General features: G+C 65.3%; 20 protein-coding genes. 8 read left to right on the top strand and 12 right to left on the bottom strand.

What is annotated here, in order from left to right; translation table 11 throughout:
- Nucleotides 1-21: 21 nt before the first annotated feature.
- Together thpR and HG262_RS03550 are read right to left on the bottom strand one after the other, a co-directional pair.
- Nucleotides 22-552, bottom strand: a complete 531-nt coding sequence (gene thpR / locus HG262_RS03555; RefSeq protein WP_169269723.1) for an RNA 2',3'-cyclic phosphodiesterase — start codon at nucleotides 550-552, stop codon at nucleotides 22-24.
- A 27-nt stretch (nucleotides 553-579) separates the two neighbouring features.
- On the bottom strand, nucleotides 580-1266 hold the full coding sequence (locus HG262_RS03550; protein ID WP_169269722.1) for a M24 family metallopeptidase: 687 nt from the start codon (nucleotides 1264-1266) through the stop codon (nucleotides 580-582).
- A gap of 297 nt (nucleotides 1267-1563) precedes the next feature.
- On the opposite strand from HG262_RS03550, the gene HG262_RS03545 reads away from it, so the two are divergent.
- The gene (locus HG262_RS03545) at nucleotides 1564-2520 is read left to right on the top strand and encodes a DJ-1/PfpI family protein (RefSeq protein WP_169269721.1); all 957 of its coding nucleotides are present in this window, start codon (nucleotides 1564-1566) and stop codon (nucleotides 2518-2520) included.
- Nucleotides 2521-2533: 13 nt separating this feature from the next.
- On the opposite strand, the gene cheD is transcribed toward HG262_RS03545, so the two are convergent.
- The 3 genes from cheD to HG262_RS03530 form a co-directional block, all read right to left on the bottom strand.
- Entirely contained in the window at nucleotides 2534-3280 is a 747-nt protein-coding gene (cheD, locus tag HG262_RS03540) for a chemoreceptor glutamine deamidase CheD (RefSeq protein WP_169269720.1), read from the bottom strand.
- Between the two features lie 438 nt (nucleotides 3281-3718).
- Nucleotides 3719-4627, bottom strand: coding sequence for a permease-like cell division protein FtsX (locus HG262_RS03535; protein ID WP_169269719.1), 909 nt, complete (start codon nucleotides 4625-4627; stop codon nucleotides 3719-3721).
- Nucleotides 4624-5385, bottom strand: coding sequence for an ATP-binding cassette domain-containing protein (locus tag HG262_RS03530; RefSeq protein WP_169269718.1), 762 nt, complete (start codon nucleotides 5383-5385; stop codon nucleotides 4624-4626). The genes HG262_RS03535 and HG262_RS03530 overlap by 4 nt, the downstream gene beginning before the upstream one ends.
- Before the next feature lie 325 nt (nucleotides 5386-5710).
- On the opposite strand from HG262_RS03530, the gene HG262_RS03525 reads away from it, so the two are divergent.
- The 7 genes from HG262_RS03525 (at nucleotide 5711) to HG262_RS03495 (ending at nucleotide 11777) form a co-directional block, all read left to right on the top strand.
- Nucleotides 5711-6727, top strand: a complete 1017-nt coding sequence (locus HG262_RS03525) for an amino acid ABC transporter substrate-binding protein (protein WP_169269717.1) — start codon at nucleotides 5711-5713, stop codon at nucleotides 6725-6727.
- Between the two features lie 129 nt (nucleotides 6728-6856).
- A complete protein-coding gene (locus HG262_RS03520) occupies nucleotides 6857-8047 on the top strand; it encodes an amino acid ABC transporter permease (RefSeq protein WP_169269716.1) in 1191 nt (396 codons plus the stop codon).
- A gap of 1 nt (nucleotide 8048) precedes the next feature.
- The gene (locus HG262_RS03515) at nucleotides 8049-9149 is read left to right on the top strand and encodes an amino acid ABC transporter permease (protein ID WP_169269715.1); all 1101 of its coding nucleotides are present in this window, start codon (nucleotides 8049-8051) and stop codon (nucleotides 9147-9149) included.
- A 60-nt stretch (nucleotides 9150-9209) separates the two neighbouring features.
- Complete coding sequence (locus HG262_RS03510) at nucleotides 9210-9950, top strand: amino acid ABC transporter ATP-binding protein (protein WP_169269714.1); 741 nt, start codon at nucleotides 9210-9212, stop codon at nucleotides 9948-9950.
- A gap of 68 nt (nucleotides 9951-10018) precedes the next feature.
- Complete coding sequence (locus HG262_RS03505) at nucleotides 10019-10381, top strand: type II toxin-antitoxin system RelE/ParE family toxin (protein ID WP_282436992.1); 363 nt, start codon at nucleotides 10019-10021, stop codon at nucleotides 10379-10381.
- Nucleotides 10365-10673 carry an addiction module antidote protein gene (locus tag HG262_RS03500; protein ID WP_088591049.1) on the top strand — a complete coding sequence of 103 codons (309 nt, stop codon included), beginning with the start codon at nucleotides 10365-10367 and terminating at the stop codon, nucleotides 10671-10673. The genes HG262_RS03505 and HG262_RS03500 overlap by 17 nt, the downstream gene beginning before the upstream one ends.
- An 87-nt stretch (nucleotides 10674-10760) precedes the next feature.
- Complete coding sequence (locus HG262_RS03495) at nucleotides 10761-11777, top strand: tripartite tricarboxylate transporter substrate binding protein (protein WP_169269749.1); 1017 nt, start codon at nucleotides 10761-10763, stop codon at nucleotides 11775-11777.
- Between the two features lie 305 nt (nucleotides 11778-12082).
- Here HG262_RS03495 and HG262_RS03490 read toward each other — a convergent pair whose 3' ends face one another.
- The 7 genes from HG262_RS03490 to HG262_RS03460 are packed head-to-tail and all read right to left on the bottom strand — an operon-like array spanning nucleotide 12083 to nucleotide 18648.
- Entirely contained in the window at nucleotides 12083-13258 is a 1176-nt protein-coding gene (locus HG262_RS03490) for an ABC transporter substrate-binding protein (protein ID WP_169269713.1), read from the bottom strand.
- Nucleotides 13259-13280: 22 nt separating this feature from the next.
- Entirely contained in the window at nucleotides 13281-14495 is a 1215-nt protein-coding gene (locus HG262_RS03485; RefSeq protein WP_169269712.1) for a 3-hydroxybenzoate 6-monooxygenase, read from the bottom strand.
- 19 nt (nucleotides 14496-14514) lie between these two features.
- A complete protein-coding gene (locus tag HG262_RS03480) occupies nucleotides 14515-15867 on the bottom strand; it encodes an FAD-dependent oxidoreductase (protein ID WP_169269748.1) in 1353 nt (450 codons plus the stop codon).
- A gap of 44 nt (nucleotides 15868-15911) precedes the next feature.
- Complete coding sequence (locus HG262_RS03475; RefSeq protein ID WP_169269711.1) at nucleotides 15912-16916, bottom strand: tripartite tricarboxylate transporter substrate binding protein; 1005 nt, start codon at nucleotides 16914-16916, stop codon at nucleotides 15912-15914.
- Nucleotides 16909-17298, bottom strand: a complete 390-nt coding sequence (locus tag HG262_RS03470; RefSeq protein ID WP_169269710.1) for a chorismate mutase — start codon at nucleotides 17296-17298, stop codon at nucleotides 16909-16911. The genes HG262_RS03475 and HG262_RS03470 overlap by 8 nt, the downstream gene beginning before the upstream one ends.
- Nucleotides 17295-17933, bottom strand: coding sequence for a maleylacetoacetate isomerase (gene maiA / locus HG262_RS03465; RefSeq protein ID WP_169269709.1), 639 nt, complete (start codon nucleotides 17931-17933; stop codon nucleotides 17295-17297). Before maiA ends, HG262_RS03470 begins: the two co-directional genes overlap by 4 nt.
- 16 nt (nucleotides 17934-17949) lie before the next feature.
- On the bottom strand, nucleotides 17950-18648 hold the full coding sequence (locus tag HG262_RS03460) for a fumarylacetoacetate hydrolase family protein (RefSeq protein ID WP_169269708.1): 699 nt from the start codon (nucleotides 18646-18648) through the stop codon (nucleotides 17950-17952).
- Nucleotides 18649-18667 lie beyond the last annotated feature (19 nt).

Raw genomic sequence — 18667 nt, 5'->3', positions numbered from 1 at the left:
GGTGATTGTGCCAGAGCGGGGCTATCTGTCGGCGGGGCGCGATTGCGCGACGATGCGGTAGCGGCTGCCGCCCGTCAGGGATTCAGATGCCACCAGGACCATGCGGTCGTAGCGCCAGACAAGCGGCGCTGGCGTGGCGTCGGGCGGCGGCGCATGTTCGATGTTGCGCAGTAATGTCACGTGCGGACGGAAGGGCTGGGGCGGGGCGGCCAGGCCGAAACCGGCCAGCCATTGCCACAGGCCGTCGTGCGCGGCCTGCAGGCCGGCGGGCGTCTGGCGCGGGCCCGCCCAGAGGATGCGCTGGCGGGTGAAGACACCGTAGTGGTCCAGCGCCACCTCGTCCGCGGGCAACCGGTGTTCTGGCGTGGCGGCTGCCAGCACGTCCGCCAGTTGCACGTCGACCGGTCCCAGGAAGGCCAGGGTCAGGTGCAGCGTTTCGGTGCGCATGACGCGTCCGCCGGTGGTCGGCCGGGCCTGTTCCGCCCAGCCGGCCAGCGATGCGGCAAGCGCGGGCGACGGCCACAGGGCGAAGAAGAGACGGACGGTGGACATGCGCCGATTGTAGGCGCGGCACACGCCCTATGCGTAGTGCTCGTCGCCCAACAGCATGTCTTCGAAGAAGGCGCCGAAACGGCCGGCCGGATCGCGCAAGTGGATCTCCAGGATCCAGCGCATCTCCGACGGGGTAGCGGCCAGTTCCGCCAGCGAACCGGTGTGGATCGCGGCATGCGGAAAATCGGAAACGCGGTGGCCCGGCAGGTCGAAGTTCAGTTCCCATCCCAGCGAGCGCGCCTGGCGGTCGGCGTAGGCGTAGAGTTCCTGTCCGGTCAGCTGCTCGCGCCGCCATACGCCGCGAACGTCGTGGAACAGCGCTTCGGCGTCGCGGGCGCAGCGCGCATGGTCGGCATTGCCGCCCACGGTGAAGGACTTGCCGCCGTCGCCTTCCCAGGCGTCCAGGCGCGGCGCGATGTCCAGGAAGAATATGTCGTCGTCGCCCAGCACCACGCCGGGTTCGGACGGCTGGCGCATGGATTTCAAAGTGTTGGCGCCGAAGCGGACGCGCGTGGGGTGCCAACTGAGCGCCATGCCGGCGTCGATCAGCGTCTGCCGGGCAAGTTGCACGGCGTCTTCCTCGACCATGCCGGGCCGGATGCGGGCGGCGACGTCGGCGATGGCCTGGCGGGTCTTGTTGCGGGCGGCCAGCATGCCGTCCACGGAAAAGGCGGGGCCGACGCGTTCGCTGGCGAGGGTTGGGGGCATCGTCATGGCAAGGATCCTGGGGGGGTAAGGGTTGGGAGGGTTTGCAGGGCGCGTGGCGGGCGCGACGGCGCGCCGGGTACGACAGGGAGATCTTGCCGGTGGGGCGGGCTGCGGGACAGGGCCGGCATGAACGCAATCGCGCCAGCGTGGCGCGGTTGGCGGCCAAGCGCGCAGGCAGGGGCGGTTTCGGGCCGCGTTGCCACGCTTTCGGGCCAGGCTTGCCCGTGGGGGCGCGCCGGGGCCGCAGCGGTCGGCTAAGGTAGCGTTTTGCCGTCCGGCGCCGCGTCGCCTGCCTTGAAGCCCATGAAAACCGTCGCCATCGTCGTCTTTCCCGGCGTGCAATCGCTGGATGTCAGCGGACCGCTGGACGTGTTTGCCGAAGCCAACCGCTTCTTGTTGCCGGCGCAGCACTACCAACTGGCGCTGATCGGCCTGACGCGCGGCACGGTCCCGTGTTCCAACGGCATGGTGCTCGCGCCGCAGCGCTACTACGCGGACGTGGCCGATCCGCCTGACCTGCTGCTGGTGGCGGGCGGCCCCGCGTTGCCGGGCCAGCGCGAACCCGACGACACGCTGGCCTGGCTGCGCGCGATGTGCCAACGGGCGCCGCGCTACGGGTCGATCTGCAACGGCACCTTCCTCTTGGCGCGCGCCGGCCTGTTGCAGGACGCCACCGTCACCACGCATTGGAACGATGCGCCGGCGTTGGCGGCGCGTTACCCGGCGCTGCGCGTCGATGCCGACCGGCTATATGTGCAGGACGGCCGATTGCATACGTCGGCGGGCGTGACGGCGGGCATCGACCTGGCGCTGTATCTGCTGGCGCAGGACGTCGGGCAGGATGTCGCCCTGAATGTGGCCAAGCGGCTGGTGGTGTTCACGCAGCGCGCCGGCGGGCAATCGCAGTTCAGCCCGTTCCTGACGCCGTTCGTGGAAGAGACATCGGCCGTGGCGCAAGTGCAGCAGCACGTGTTGGGCCACCTGGATGCAGACCTTGGATTGGATGCGCTGGCCGCCGTGGCCAACATGAGCCGCCGCAACTTTTCCCGGGTGTTCCTGCGCGACGCGGGCGTGACGCCGGCCGAGTTCGTCGAGCGCGTGCGGGTGGATGCGGCGCGGGCGCGCCTGGAGCGCGAGGCGCGTCCGCTGAAAACCGTGGCCTACGAGTGCGGCTTTCGCGACGCCCGCCACTTGCGCGAAGTGTTCATGCGCCGGCTGGGCGTATCGCCCAGCCAGTACCGCGCCAGCTTCGGGTTCTGAGGCAGCGCGGGATTCAGCTGTCGGTGGTTTCCGATTTGCGCAAGCGGCTCAGCGCGGTGTCGAAGCGTTCGACGCCAGGCCGGGCGGGCCGGTCGAAGCGTTCCACGCCGGGGCGCGCCGGCTTGTCGAACCGTTCCACGCCAGGCCGGGTGAAGCGTTCGACGCGCGGGGGGCTTTGCGTCTTGGCCTGCACGCTCTGGGCCGCCGCCTGCTCGCGCTTGGCGATGATTTCTTCTGCACGCTGGTGGTGCGGCGCCATCTTGCGCACCATCACGCGGCCGTCACGCGGGAAGTAATTGATGCGGCGGGCGTGCACATCGCCCAAGTCTTGCGCCTTGACCGGAATGCCCTCGGTCCTGAGGTAGTTCAGGACGAATGCGCCGTTGCGCTCGCCGATGTTCATCTGCTGCATGGCGCTCAGCACCGCGCCGCCGCCGAACACCTTGGCTTCCAGGCGGTCGCGCACGGCGCCCGCCTTTAGCAGCTCGTTGATCAGCACTTCCATCGCGAAGGCGCCATAGCGCATCGTGGCGGACGCGGGCGACTGCATGTCGCCTTCCGGCAACATGAAATGGTTCATGCCGCCCACGCCCTTGACCGGATCGTGGATACAGGCGGCGACGCACGACCCGAGTACGGTCGAGATCATCAGGTCTTCGTCGGTGACGTAGTACTCGTTGGGGAGTACTTTCACCGCCTGACACTGGAACGCGCTATCGAAATAGTGGCGCGTTGCACGGGCTTCAAGACGGGCGACCATGGGACTTAAGGGGCAAGAACAGCGATTGGGACACGAAGGGCGGCGCTCGGCAAAACAACGAATGTTTCAAAAAGTGTAAAAAAATGTCGCTTTATTCTTGCATATCCCGGCAGACAACGGGAGAAATGCTTGTAACGGCGACAACGCAATGCGTCCCTGATTTCCATCCAGCATTCTCGCTTTTTCCTTTCCTGGCAGGGCGCCCAGCCGGTTGGGCAAGCGTCCGCAGGCCCGAACGGCCGCGTTCATCAAGACGGCTTGCAACCATCGTAGCCGGGCGGATGGCGCGCCTTTCCCCGGATCACGGGGAGGATCGGGCTTTATACGTGGCTTTAGGCGCGGCGTTTGGGGTGGCGTTTGGGGTGGCGTTTGCCGGGGCATCTGGGGCGGCGGCGGCGCCGCTCAGGGCCCGGCCGCTCGCCATTCGCCCACCCAAGGTCAGAACCGCGTGCTGCGCGTGACCGACCAGCGGGCCGACAGTGCGCCCAGGGCGGCCGAGGCGACGACTGCTCCGATCAGCACCGATGCGCCAGGCAGGTGCAGCGCGAATTCGGCGCCATAGCTGCGGGCGAGTCCCAGCAGCGCGTCGTTCAGCGGCGACAGCGCAATGGCCGCCACCCCGATGGCCAGCAAGGAAGCCAGGGCCCCCGACAGGGCGCCCAGATACAGGAACGGCCGGCGGACGAAGGATTCCGTGGCGCCCACCAGACGGGCTACGCCAATTTCCTCGCGTTGCGACAGCGCTTGCATGCGCACGGTGTTGAACACGGTGGCCAGCACCACGACTGCCACGCAAGCGGCCAGGAAACCCAGGCCGATGCGGGCGAACCGCAGGATGGCCTCCAGCCGCTGCACCCAGGCGCTGTCCAGCTGCACCAGGTCTACGTGATTCCATTGCTTCCAGGCGCCGGCCAGCTTGTCGGCGCGTCCGGCAAGGTCCTCGCCGTCGGCCAGCGTCACCACGACGGCGTCCGGCAGCGGGTTGCCGGGCAAAACGGCCAGCGCTTGCTGCCAGGCGGGGTTGGCGCGCAGGTCGGCCAGGGCGGCGTCACGCCCCACGACGCGCACTGCGCGCACGTCTTGCGAATAATCGTCCTTGATGCGCTTGGCCACGTCGGCGGCGGCGCCGGCGGGGGCGTCCACGCGCATGAACACGGTCACTTCGGGAGTGACGGACATCTCGCGCGCCACGGGCTGCACGGACACCAGGATGGCGCTGCCCAGCAGGGGCAGGGCCAGGGCCAGCGCCATCACCAGCAGGTTGGCCAGCGACGAGAACGGCTGCTTGGCCAGTCGGCGCAGGGTCACCAGGAGCGCATAGCGGTGTTGCCGCAACCAGGCGTTCATGCCGATTCTCCCGGGTGGCCGAAGCCAGGTTCGGCGCGGGCGCCGCTAGCGCGGGCCGGGGCGGACTGAGGTTGCCCGGCGTCCGGCGGCGAGGCCGGGCCGTTGGAATCGGCGAACTTGCCCGGATCGATGCGCAAGGTGCGGCTGGCGTAGCGCGCCATGAGGTCCTGGTCGTGCGAGGCGATCAGCGTCGTGACGCCCACGCGGTTGAAGTCGCGGAACACGTTCATGATGCGTTGCGCGTTGTCGTGGTCAAGGTTGGCGGTAGGCTCGTCGGCGATCAGGATGGCAGGCCGGTTCACGATGGCCCGCGCGATCGCCAGGCGCTGTTGTTCGCCGCCCGACAGTTCGATGGGGTTCATGTCTTCCTTGCCCGACAGCCCCACCTTGTCCAGCGCGGCACGGGCGCGGGAGGCGGCCGAATCCCAGGGGTGTCCCTGGACGGCCAGCGGCAGCATCACGTTTTCGAACGCGCTTCGATCGAACAACAGGTGGGTGTCTTGCAGGATGACGCCGACCGCGCGGCGCAGATACGGCCGGGCGCGCGCGGGCAGCTTGTCCAGCCGCTGGCCATTGACCTGGATGGATCCGCGGCTGGCGGGCTCCAGCCCGCCGATCAGCTTGAGCAGCGTGGACTTGCCGGCGCCGGACGGCCCGGATACGAAAACGAATTCTCCCGCGCTGACGCGGAAGTTGATGTCGGCCAGAATATTGCGGCCGCGACCATATGATTTGAATACGTGTTGGAATTCGATCATGGCGGCTGTCAGATGAAGCCGCCATAGTAACTCGGGGACAGTAAGGTGGCCTAAGCCTCTTGGTGGGCAGGCTGTGAAAAAGCGTATCCATGTGACCAGTTGGACACGTTTTCGCCAGAACGAAATGAATGCGTCTTGGGACAAATCGCTCGCGCTAAAACACGTCCCCGTTTTCTTGAGAAAACAACGTTTGATTTCGCCAGTGTCCCTATATTTCAAGGGAATTCCCGGATGCGCCGCGTGCTGCGTGGACGCTACCATCCGCCCCATGCGTCGGCCTGATCCGGCCCGCGTACGGCTCGATTTATCCCACACGGAGATCACGATGAAAGTACTGAAACTCGCTGCTATTGGCGCGGCATTGTTCGCTGCATCCGCGGCTGCCAATGCGGGCGCGACCTTCGATAACGTTAAGAAGAAAGGGTTTGTCCAGTGCGGGGTTTCGACCGGCATTCCGGGGTTCTCGATCGCCGATAGCAAGGGTGAATACAAGGGCATCGACGTGGACCTGTGCCGCGCCATCGCCTCGACGATGTTCGGCGACGCCACCAAGGTCAAATTCACCCCGCTGAACACGCAGCAACGCTTTACCGCGCTGCAGTCCGGCGAAGTGGACGTGCTGACCCGCAACACCACCGTGACGCTGACCCGCGACACGACGCTGGGCCTGATCGGCGTAGGCGTGAATTACTACGATTCGCAGGGCGTCATGGTCTCCAAGGACCTGAACGTCAAGAGCGCGAAGGAACTGAACGGCGCCACCATTTGCGTGCAGCCGGGCACCACCACCGAACTGAACCTGGCCGACTGGTTCCGTGGCCAGAAGATCGAATTCAAGCCTGTCGTGATCGACAAGTACGACGAAATCATCCGCGCCTTCTCGGCCGGCCGCTGCGACGCCTTCACGACCGACAAGTCGCAACTGGCCTCCACCCGCACCACGCTCGAGAACCCGGACAAGTTCGTCATCCTGCCGGAGGACTTTTCCAAGGAGCCGCTGGGCCCCATGGTCCGCCAGGGCGACGAGCAATGGTTCAACGTGGTCCGCTGGTCGCTGAACGCCATGCTGGAAGCTGAGGAATACGGCATCACCAAGGCGAACGTCGAAGAAATGGCCAAGAGCCCCAACCCCAACATCCAGCGCATCCTGGGCGTGACCCCGGGCATGGGCAAGAACCTGGGCGTGGACGACAAGTGGGCATTCAACATCATCAAGAACGTGGGCAACTACGGTGAAAGCTTCGAAAACACGCTGGGCAAGAACAGCGCGATGAAGCTGGAGCGCGGTTTGAACGCGTCGTATAAGCAAGGCGGTTTGATGTACGGCTGGCCGGTGCGCTAACACACGGCTGCCTGGCAAAACGGAGCCTCGGGCTCCGTTTTGCCTACCCCGCCGAAGAGCGGGCGGCAGGAGTGGGGGGCGTGGCCTTGCCGGCGTTGCCACCCGGTGTACGACTTCTGTAGATTCAACATGACGACTTCCAATAAAAACGCCCCGATTTCGGCGCCCCGCCGGCGGCTGAACTGGAACGACCCCGGCGTGCGCTCCGTGGTCTACCAGGTGCTAGCGCTGGCTGCGGTCGCCTGGGCCGTGTGGTTCCTGGTTTCGAACACGCTTCACAACCTGTCCGTGCGCAATATCGCCACGGGCTTCGGGTTCCTGAGCCGCGAAGCCGGGTTTGCGATTGGCGAAACGCCCATCGCCTACACCCCCGCAAACGATTACGGCCGCGCCATTCTGGTCGGCCTGCTCAACACCCTGCGCGTCGCCGTCATCGGCATCGTGGTGGCCACCATCCTCGGCACCCTGATCGGCATCGGCCGCCTGTCCAAGAACTGGCTGGTGGCGAAGATCACGTCGGTCTATGTCGAGGTGATGCGCAACGTGCCGCTCTTGCTGCAGTTGTTCTTCTGGTACGCGCTGATCACCGAGAACATGCCGGGTCCGCGCCAGGCGCACAACCCGTTGCCGGGCGTCTTCATTTCCAACCGCGGCCTGAAAGTGCCCGGCCTGGAAGGCAATTCGCTGGATTGGATGCTGGCCGGGCTGGGGCTGGCCATCGTGGCCATCATCTTCCTGGGCCACTACGGCAAGAAGCGCCATGAGGCCACCGGCCAAATGTTCCCGCTGGGCCGCTGGGCCATTGGCCTCTTGATCGGACTGCCGGTCATCGGCTGGCTCGTCAGCGGCGCGTCGCTGACGCTGGACATGCCGGAATTGAAGGGCTTCAACTTCTCGGGCGGCCTGACGCTGTCGCCGGAATTCGCCGCGTTGCTGGCGGGTCTGGTGATCTACACGTCGGCGTTCATCGCCGAAGTGGTGCGCTCGGGCATCCAGGCCGTGAACAACGGCCAGTGGGAAGCCGCCGGGTCGCTGGGCTTGCGCCGCAAGCAGGTGCTGCGCCTGGTCATCCTGCCGCAGGCGCTGCGGGTGATCATCCCGCCGATGACCAGCCAGTACCTGAACCTGACGAAGAACAGCTCGCTGGCGGTCGCCATCGGCTATCCGGACATCGTGTCGGTGGTCAACACCACGCTGAACCAGACGGGCCAGGCGATCGAGGGCATCCTCATCATCATGGGCGCGTACCTCACGGTCAGCCTGTCGATCTCGATATTCATGAACTGGTACAACAAGCGCATCGCGCTGGTGGAGCGTTGAGATGAGCAGCACTACGCATACCCCCAGCGAAGGCCTGCCGCCGCCCAGCACGCACGTGGGCGCATGGGCATGGCTTAAATCCCGCCTGTTCTCGTCGCCGCTGAACATCCTCATCACAGTACTGCTTGCGTGGTTCCTGTTGATGGCGGTGCCGGCGCTGCTGGAATGGGCCTTCTTCAAAGCGGACTTCAACGCGGCCAACGCGCAGGAATGCCGTGCCTCGGGGGGCGCCTGCTGGGCGTTCATCATCGAGAAGCACCGGCTGATCCTGTTCGGCACCTATCCGTTCGATGAACAGTGGCGTCCGCTGATCGCCACCATCATCCTGGTGGCGGTGATCGTCTGCAGCGGCATCCGCCGTTTCTGGAACTGGAAGCTGGCCGTCATCTGGACCGTGGGCCTGACCGCCGTGGCGCTGCTGATGTGGGGCGGCGTGTTCGGCCTGACCTACGTGGAGAACGCGCGCTGGGGCGGCCTGCCGCTGACGCTGATCCTGTCCACGTTCGGCATTGCCTTCGCGTTCCCCATCGGCGTGCTGCTGGCCTTGGGCCGGCGTTCGAAAATGCCCGCCATCAAGGCGCTGTGCGTCGTGTACATCGAGCTGATCCGAGGCGTGCCGCTGATCAGCCTGCTGTTCATGTCGTCGGTGATGCTGCCGCTGTTCCTGCCGGAAGGCTTCTCGATCGACAAGCTCTTGCGCGCGCAGATCGCCATCATCATGTTCGCCGCGGCCTACATCGCGGAAACGGTGCGCGGCGGTTTGCAGGCCATCCCGAAGGGGCAGTACGAAGGCGCGGATTCGCTGGGCCTGAACTACTGGCAGCAGATGCGCAAGATCATCCTGCCGCAGGCGCTGAAGATCGTGATTCCGCCGCTGGTCAGCATTTTCATCGCGCTGTTCAAGGACACGTCGCTGGTGGTGATCATCGGCATCTTCGACCTGACCCTGGCGGCCAAGGCGGCCTTGTCCGACGCGGCATGGCGCGGATTCGGCGTAGAGGCGTATCTCTTCATCTCGCTGATCTACTTCGTGTTCTGCTTTTCCATGTCCAAGTACAGTCAGGCGCTTGAAAAACGTCTTGCGACTGATCACAAACGCTAGCCAATGCCGCACGTCCGCCGCAAGGCGGGCGCGCACAGCGATATTTACGGGAGTACAGGCATGTCCGATGCCATTATTCGTTTGCAGGACGTGAACAAGTGGTATGGCCAGTTCCACGTGTTGCGCAATATCAACCTGGACGTGGCGCAAGGCGAGCGCATTGTGGTGTGCGGCCCCTCGGGGTCGGGCAAGTCCACGATGATCCGCTGCATCAATCGTCTGGAAGAGCACCAGAAAGGCCACATCATCGTGGACGGCACGGAGCTCACCAACGACCTGAAGCACATCGAGACGATCCGCAAGGACGTCGGCATGGTGTTCCAGCACTTCAACCTGTTCCCGCATCTGACCGTGCTGGAAAACCTGACGCTGGGTCCCATGTGGGTGCTGAAGAAGCCTCGCTCGGAAGCCGAGGCGACGGCCATGAAATATCTGGAGCGCGTGCGCATTCCGGAGCAGGCCAAGAAGTTTCCCGGCCAGTTGTCGGGAGGCCAGCAGCAGCGCGTGGCGATCGCGCGTTCGCTGTGCATGAACCCCAAGATCATGCTGTTCGATGAGCCGACGTCCGCGCTTGACCCGGAAATGGTCAAGGAAGTGCTGGACGTGATGGTCAGCCTGGCCCAGGAAAGCGGCATGACGATGATCTGCGTGACCCACGAAATGGGCTTCGCACGCAAGGTCGCCAACCGTGTGATCTTCATGGACCGCGGCGAGATCATCGAGCAGAACAGCCCGGACGAATTCTTCGACAACCCGCAGAACGACCGGACCAAGCTCTTCCTGAGTCAGATCCTGCACTGATCGCGGGAATCCCGCATTCTCAAGCACCTCAAGCGTTGGACACAGGTCCGGCGCTTGGGGTGTTTTTCATGGGTGTTGTTCTGAATGTGCCTTTTGAGCGACAATCCGGTATGTTCAGATTTCGAGAAACCGAGGAATTTTCCCGTTGGCTTGAATCATTGCGAGACGCCCGAGCGCGCGCTCAAATCCTGCGCCGTTTATCCCGTGCAACAAAGGGAAATTTCGGGGACGCTGAACCCGTGGGGCAAGGCATTAGTGAAATGCGGGTGGACATCGGCACCGGCTACCGCGTGTACTACGCCCGGGCGGGAAGGGTCGTGTATGTATTGCTTTGCGGTGGCGACAAAGGCAGCCAAGCCAGAGATATCGCGCTTGCGAAACGCCTCTGGACGCAAATAAAACGGAGTACCGATCATGACGAAATACCGTGACTTCGACGCAGCGAACTATCTGAAAGATGATGAAACGATCGCGCATTATCTTGCGGACGCAGCGGCCGAAGAGGATCCCGATGCGTTTCTTGAAGCGCTGGGCGATGTGGCCCGCGCTCGCGGCATTACCGAAATCTCGCGTGAAACGGGACTCGCGCGAACGAATCTTTATCGAGTCCTCGCCCCAGGGGCGAATCCCAGCTATCACACATTGCGCAAGGTGATGAACGCGCTTGGCGTGTCCTTGACTGCGCTTGTCAAAACCAAACGTGAACCCACTCCGCAGGGGTAAGGTCGGGAAGTATCTCTTTGTTACGTCAGTTTGCTTCCTGCGGTATGCTACTGACCGCAATCGATCCGGAGTGAGGAGAACAACATGATGACGAAAACCCCCCGCCGCGCTATGCGCCGCGCATTGCTGCAAGGCGCTGTGGCGCTTGCCGCGACCCTGCCTTTCGGTGCGCCCGCCCTGGCGCAAGCCACGGATTTCCCGACGAAGCCGATCCGCTTCGTCGTGCCTTACCCGCCCGGCGGCCCGCTGGACACCATGGCCCGCATGCTGGCGGAAAAGGTGCGCGGTTCGCTCGGCCAGGCCGTGATCGTGGAAAACCGCTCTGGCGCAGGCGGCAACATCGGCGCCGACCTGGTGGCCAAGGCGCCGGCCGACGGCTACACGCTGGTGATGGGCGCGGTGGCGACGCACGCGATCAACCCCTGGCTGTTTGCCAACCTGCCGTATGACCCGGTGAAGGATTTTGCGCCGGTCACGATCGTCGCAGCGGTGCCGAACGTGCTGGTGATGAACGTGGAATTCGCCGACAAGAACAACATCAAGACGCTGGCCGACCTGGTCGAGTACGCGAAGACGAACCCAGGCAAACTGAACTACGGTTCGGGCGGCAACGGCAGCGCCGGCCATTTGTCGGGTGAGCTGCTGAAGGCACGCGCCGGTATCAATGTGGAGCACATTCCTTACCAGGGCGCGGCGCCGGCGCAGTTGGCGCTGCTGTCGGGCCAGTCCGATTTCATGTTCGACAATCTGGCGGCGTCGGCGCCCTTGATCAAGGACGGCAAGGTGAAGGCTCTGGCCGTGACGACGGCGAAGCGTTCGTCGTTGTTGGCGGATGTGCCGACGGTCGAAGAATCGGGGATCAAGGGATTCGACCTGGGAACCTGGTTCGGCGTGTTCACGACCGGCGGCACGCCGGCGCCGGTGGTGGCGAAGCTGAACAAAGCCTACTCGGAAGCGATGCAGCAACCTGATGTGAAGCAGCGTTTGCTGACCATGGGGTCCGAGGCGGCGCCGATGACGCCTGAAGCATTTGCCGAATTCGTCAAGGGCGAGAAGGCGAAGTATCAGGAGATCGTCAAGATTTCTGGGGCGAGTTTGAATTGATTTTTGCTTGATCGATTGATTGGTTGATGTGCGGCGACGCGGATTTTTAAGACGCCCGTCGCGTCGGTGGCCCCTCGCACCCCGGGCCACCGACGCGACGGGCTTTGTCGTCTGCAATCTTCCGTCAGCGGGAGAGGCCTGCTTCCTAAGGGTGCTTGTCACCGGCGGAGCGGATAGGGAAGATTTGCGAGGCCCGCCCCATGCCGGCCGCGCGGGCGGCCTTGTGGGGCTTACGCGGTGTCTTGCGTCGCGGCGTTGACCGCTACGCGCCGGTTCTGTTGTGCCGGCGTCACTGCCCATTTTTCCTACATCTTGCATTCCGCTGCGTGCACATCGGTGTGGTCGCGGGCGAGAACCTTTTGGTTCTTGTAGACGAGCTTGCCGTCGGCGCCGGCTTCGATGTGCAGCAGGTACCAGTCCTGGATCGGGTGTTGATTGGGGCCGAACTTGAATTTGCCGCGTACGGTGGGGAAGCCGGCTTTCCGTAATGCGTTGCGGAAGTCGTCGGCCCGGCCGGTGACGTCGCCGTTGACGGCTTTGAGCGCCGAGGCGATCAAGTTGGCGGTGTCGTAGGCCTGCGCGGCGTAGGCGGTGGGCGGGCGCTGGTAGGCCTTGGTGAAGGCGTCGACGAAGTGCCTGTTCTGCGCGTTGTCCAGGTCGGCGCTCCAGAGTGAACTCAGATAAAAGCCCTTGCTTGCGGTGCCGGTTGCGGCCAGCATGCGGTCGTCCATCGAGTAGATGGGCGTGATCATCCGGATCTTGTCTGACAGGCCCGAGTTGGCGAATTGCTTGGTCAGGTTGATGCCGGCGCCGCCCGGGTGGAACTGGAAGATGGCGTCGGGGTTCAGCGAACGGATGCGGGCGAGTTCCACCGAGAAATCGGCCTGATCCAGCTTGGTGTAGATCTCCTCGGCGATCTCGCCCTTGTAGGCGCGTTTGAAGCCGGCGACGGCGTCGCGGCCGGCCTGGTAGTTCGGGGCCATGACGACGACGCGCTTGGCGCCCAGTTCGTTGGCCGCGATGCCGGCGGTGTCCGCATAGGAATCGTTCTGGAAGGCGACCGCGAAATAGTTGGGGTTGCACGCCTTGCCGGCGTAGTTGGAGGGGCCGGCGTTCAGGCTGACGTAGAAGCCGCCGGCGTTCAGCACCGTGGGGCCGACGGCTGCCATGACGTTCGAGAAGTTGACGCCCGTGAAGAGCCGCACGCCGTCCTGCACCATCTTGTCGGCGATCTGCTTGGCGTTGGCGGGTTTGAGCGCATCGTCTTCGACGCGCACGTTGACGGGCACGCCGCCCAGCTTGCCGCCGCCTTCTTTCACGGCCAGCATGAAGGCGTCGCGCTCGTCTTCGCCGATGTAGCCGGCGGGGGTGGAAAGCGTGCCGATGAAGCCGATGTCGACCGGCTTTTGCTGCGCGTGGGCCGCGGAAGCCGCCAACGCCAGCAGGATGGCGGCGGTGCCGCCGATAGCGCTCTTCTTCATGTTGTCTCCTCTTGTGCTTTTGTTATGCGGCCGCGAGGCAGTTCTCCACCTTCCAACCGTACAGCCACTGCAACGCGTCATAGAACTGGGACTGGCTGCGGCCGGTCCACAGTTGGTTGCGCACGGTGCGTTCCACGCCCCGCGCGTGATACAGGCGGCCCATTTCCCGGGTGGACCAGACCACGCGCGCGCTGCGCGGGATGCGGACCGACTCGTACAGGCGGAAGGCTTCCTCCAGATCATGGCCGCAATGGCGCACGGCTTGGCCCAGCGTCACGGCGTCTTCCAGCGCCATGCACGCGCCCTGGGCCATGTATTGCGTCATGGGATGGGCGGCGTCGCCCACCAGCGTCACGCGGCCCTGGCCCCAGTGCTCGACGGGTTCGCGGTCGGCGGTGGCCCAGCGCTTCCACGACGTGGGGCGGTCCAGCATCTGGTGCGGGCGCGGATGGATGCCCTGGAAGTACGACAGCACTTCTTCCTTGCTGCCTTCGCGCACGCCCCATTCTTCTTGTTCGCGGCTATGGAAGGTGACGACCAGGTTGTATTGTTGGCCGCCGCGCAAGGGGTAGTGCACCAGGTGGCAGTGCGGGCCGGCCCACAGCACGGGTGCGTTGATGCGTAGTTCTTCGGGCATGTTGTCGCGTTCGACCACCGCGCGGTAGACGACGTGGCCGGTCACGCGTGCGGGGTCGCCGACCGTGCGTTCGCGGATCACCGACTTGACGCCGTCGGCACCCACGACGGCATCCGCCCGATAGCGGTTTCCCTCCGTGTCCACGACCTCGACGCCGTTGCCGTCTTGCGCCATGCCGGCGATCTGGGTGGACGTGCGAAAGCGGATCAGCGGGTTCTGCTGCACGGCTTCCAGGATGGACAGGTGGATGTCAGCGCGATGGATCACGGCATACGGGCCGCCGAAGCGCGCGCGGAACGCGTCGCCCGTGTCGATGCGCACCACTTCCCGGGCATCCACCGCGTCCATCATGATGATGTGGTCGGTGAAGACCGCGCGCGTGCGCGCCGTCTGGCCCACGCCCAGGGCGTCCAGCGCGGCGAAGGCGTTCGGGCCCAGTTGGATGCCGGCGCCGATCTCGCCGATGTGCGCGGCCTGTTCCAGCAGTTGCACTGCGATGCCTTGGCGGGTCAACGCCAGCGCGGCGGCCAGGCCGCCGATGCCGCCGCCCACCACGATGACGGATCGGGCGGGCTGAGTAGATGTCTGGGATGTATTCATGGTTGTTGTCCGCGCCCCGTCATTCCTGGCCGCCAAGGAAGGAGCCTTGGCGCTTCAACTGGGCCTGCAAGGCCGCCACGGACACGTCGGCGGGGGCGATGCCGGCGCGCAGTGCCATGGCCGCGGCGGTGCCTGCGGCCTCGCCCATCACGAAGCAGCTACCGCTGACGCGCGCGGCTGACTGGCCTTCGTGCGTCATGGAGGCGCAGCGGCCGGCCACCAGCACGTTGTCCGCGACGCCAGGGCCGCGCTTGGGCACCATCATCCGGAACGGCAGCTGGTTGTAGCCACGCGATTCGGGAATGGGCGGCCACATCCATTGCACGTCGCCCGCCGTGTGCATTTCCAATGGCCAGCCGTTCACGCCGATGCTGTCTTCGAAATCGGCGCAGCCCAGCACGTGGTCCTTGGTCAGCACGGCTTCGCCCACGATGCGGCGGGTTTCGCGGATGCCCAACTGCGGCGCGATGTCCAGCACATACGCGTTCTCAAAGCCCGGCACCTTGGCACGCAGGAAACCCAGGTATTGCATGATCTGTCGGCGGCCTTCCAGTTCGCCCGCTGACAGCGATCCGGCATCGGTGCCGTCGGCCGCGCTGCCGTCGGCGTTGGCCAGCTGCGTGACGTTCACGCGCCATTCGTAATCGTGCTTTTGCGGACGGACGATGGCGCCCCGGCGTGGGAACGAGAATTCGCCACTGGCCGCGGCCTGGTCCATCAAGAGGGGAATGGTCTTCCAGGCTTCCTGGGCGCGCGCGCCGTCCACGTTGCCCACCTTGAACATCAGGGTGGGGTAGAGCATGTGGCCGTGCTCGTCGCCTTTTTCAAACGGCAGGCCGCCCCATTTCGCGATGTCGGCATCGCCCGAGCAGTCGATGAATACCTTGGCGCGCACCGCGCAGCGGCCGGACTTGGTTTCCAGGAACAACGCGTCCACGCGGCCGTCTTCGGCGCGCGCAAGGCCGGTGGCCAGGGCATGGAACAGCACGTGGGCCCCGCTGTCCTGCACCAGGCCGTCGGCCGCGCACTTGAACGCCGAGATGTCGTAGGCCTGGGCATGGATTTTGCCCAGGATCAGATGGGGATCGTTCAAGCCGTCCATGGCGCGCATGCGGTCAAGCAGGTCGTCGGTCATGCCGTGCACCACTTGCCGGATGTCGCCGTGGATGTTGGCGTGCAGCCCGCAGAAGTTCGACACGCCTGCCGCCGTGCCCATGCCGCCCAGGAAGCCGTAGCGTTCCGCCAGCAGCACGCGGGCGCCGTTGCGTGCGGCGCTGGCAGCGGCCAGCACGCCGGCCGGGCCGCCGCCCAGCACCACGACGTCATACTCGCCGTAGAGCGGGACCTGGCGCGCGGGTTCGTTGATGACCATCTGATTTTCCTTGCTTGTCATGCGTCGCTTGCTTGGCTGGCGCGTCACTGGCCCTTGATGCCCAGTTTCTTGATCAGGGGCTCCCAGCGCTTGAGTTCCTCGTCCATGTAGGCGCGGAACTCCGCGGGCGTGCCGCCGACAGGGTCCATGAATTGGGCTTGCAGCCGCTTGGTGACGTCCGGGTCGTGGATCGCCTGGATCAGCGCATCGGACAGCTTCTTCTGGATATCGGCGGGCACCTTGGACGACACGACGAAGCCGATCCACGCGGATCCCTCGATGCCCGGCACGCCGACTTCGGCCAAGGTCGGGATGTCCGGCAGCAGCGCGGAACGCTTGGACGAGGTGACGGCCAAGGCCTTCAGCCGCCCGTCCTTGACCATCGGCATGACAGCGATCGGGGGCAGTGCTGCGAATTGCGTATCGCCCGACAGCAACGAGGTCAGCGCGGCGGGCGACGAGGGGTAAGGCACATGCGTGGCGCGCGCGCCGATCTGCTGCAGCAGCAGCTCGACGGCAAGGTGCGATACGGTGCCTGCGCCGGGTGACGGGAAGTTGTACTTGTCCGGGTTCCGCTTCAGCGCATCCAGCAATTGGCCGACATTGCCGATGCCGGCGGATGCCGGCACGACCAGCACGTTGGGTTGGTGCACGGCCAGCGTCAGCGGCGACAGGTCGGTCGCGGGTGCGTACGGCAGCTTATCGAACAGCAGCGTGTTGTTCACCAGCGGACCGGTGATGGATACGCCGAAGGTATAGCCGTCGGGTTTGGCGTTGGCGATGGCGAAGGTGCCGATGTTGCCGCTGGCGCCCGGCTTGTTTTCAATGACGATGGTCTGGCCCAGGATGGCGCCGGCCTTTTCGCCGACGATGCGGGCGACCTGGTCGGGGCTGGAGCCGGGCCCGAAGGGCACGATGGCCTTGAGCGGTTGCGTGGGCCAGGCATCGGCGGCCTGGGCTGCCGATAGCGGTGCGGCGGCGGCCAGCGCCAGCATCAGGGCGCGCGCTGCGGCGTGGCGGGCCAGCGTCAGCGGACGGGACTTATTCATGCGTGTCTCCCACGTCTTTCATGGTGGCGAAATAGGTTTGCTCGTTGGCGATGAAGGCAGCGACCATCGCCCGGTAGGTAGCGTCCACCACCTGCTCAAGATTGGCGAAGCCCCGGTTATGCCGTTCGGCCAGCGCGCGGGCTTTGTCGAACACCTGGGCCTGGCGCGCGGGCGCACTCACCTGGAAGGCGTCGCGCTTGAACCGCGCCGCGTCCTTGACGTACATGGCGCGCTCGGCGATCAGGCGCACGATCTCGTCGTCCAGCCGGTCGATATTGGCGCGTACGTCGGCCAGGTTGGCGCACAGGGGCCGATAAGCCGGATCGGTGTATTCGCGCAGCGGCGCGCCGTGGGTGTCGGGTTCTTGCATGGGCGTCGTCATTGGGTGTAGTCGGGCTGGCGCGCGGGCGCGGCGGCCTGGAACGCGGGCTGCGCGTTGCAGTGGTCGAAGATCCGCAGAATGCGCGGGTAGGCGGACAGGTCGCAGCCCATCCGCTGCGCGTTGGCCACTTGCGGCACCAGGCAGCAATCGGCCAGCGTGGGCGCGTCGCCGAAGCAATACGGGCCATGTCCGTGGCGCGCCAGCAGTTCCTCGACGGCGCTCAGGCCCTCGCGGATCCAGTGGTGGTACCAGGCGGTCTTTTGTTCCTCGGTCGCGCCCAGCACGTCCTGCAGATACCGCAGGATGCGCATGTTGTTGACGGGATGGATGTCGCAGGAAATGGCGTCGGACAGCTCCAGCACGCGGGCGCGCGCCAGCGTATCGGCCGGAATCAGGCGGGGCTCGGGATGCGTGGCATCCAGGTAGTCGACGATGGCGAGCGATTGCGACAACTGCGTGTCGCCATCGATCAGCAGCGGCACGCCGGCGGACGGGTTCCGTGCCACATAGCCGGCGGCGCGCTGCTCCTGCTTGCGCAGGTTCACGGGCAGGTATTCGTAGGGCAGGTCCTTGAGCGCGAGCGCGATGCGTACGCGGTAGGACGTGGAGCTATTGAAGAAGCTGTGGAGTTGCATACGGGTTCCTGGAAGGTCAGACCATGCGCACGCTGAGCGTGCCCAGGCCATCGACACCGCCGACCATGGTGTCGCCGCGCACCACGGGCCCCACGCCCTCGGGCGTGCCGGTGTAGATCAGGTCGCCCGCTTCCAGGCGGAAATACCTGGACAGGTAGGAGATGGTTTCGGCGATGGACCAGATCAGCTTGCCGATATCGCTGCGTTGCTTGTCGACGCCGTTGACCTGCAGCCAGATGGCGGCCTGGCCGATGCCAGGGACGGACCCGGCAGGGTGCAGCGGGCCGATGGGCGCGCTCTGGTCGAAGGCCTTGCCCAGTTCCCACGGGCGGCCGGCTTGGCGCATCTTCATCTGCAGGTCGCGCCGCGTCATGTCCAGGCCCACGGCATAGCCCCAGACGTGTGTCGGCGCGTCGTCCACCGCGATATTGGCGCCGCCCTTGCCGATGGCCGCGACCAGTTCGATCTCGTAATGCAGGTTGGCAGTCTCGGGCGGGTACGGCAGGTCCAGCGTCTGGCCGTCGGCGACCGGCATGATCGCGTCCGCGGGCTTGCAGAAGAAGAAGGGCGGTTCGCGGTCGGGGTCGAAGCCCATTTCACGGGCGTGGGCGGCATAGTTCCGGCCCACGCAGTACACGCGGCGGACGGGGAAGGCATCCTGGCTGCCGGCGACGGGCACGGCGACCGGAGCGGCTGGAGCAAATACGAAAGGCATGGATCACCCTTGGGATACG

It is taken from the genome of Achromobacter sp. Bel, assembly GCF_012928505.1.
Taxonomy (GTDB): domain Bacteria; phylum Pseudomonadota; class Gammaproteobacteria; order Burkholderiales; family Burkholderiaceae_B; genus Achromobacter.
This window is presented reverse-complemented; position numbering and strand designations above follow the sequence as displayed.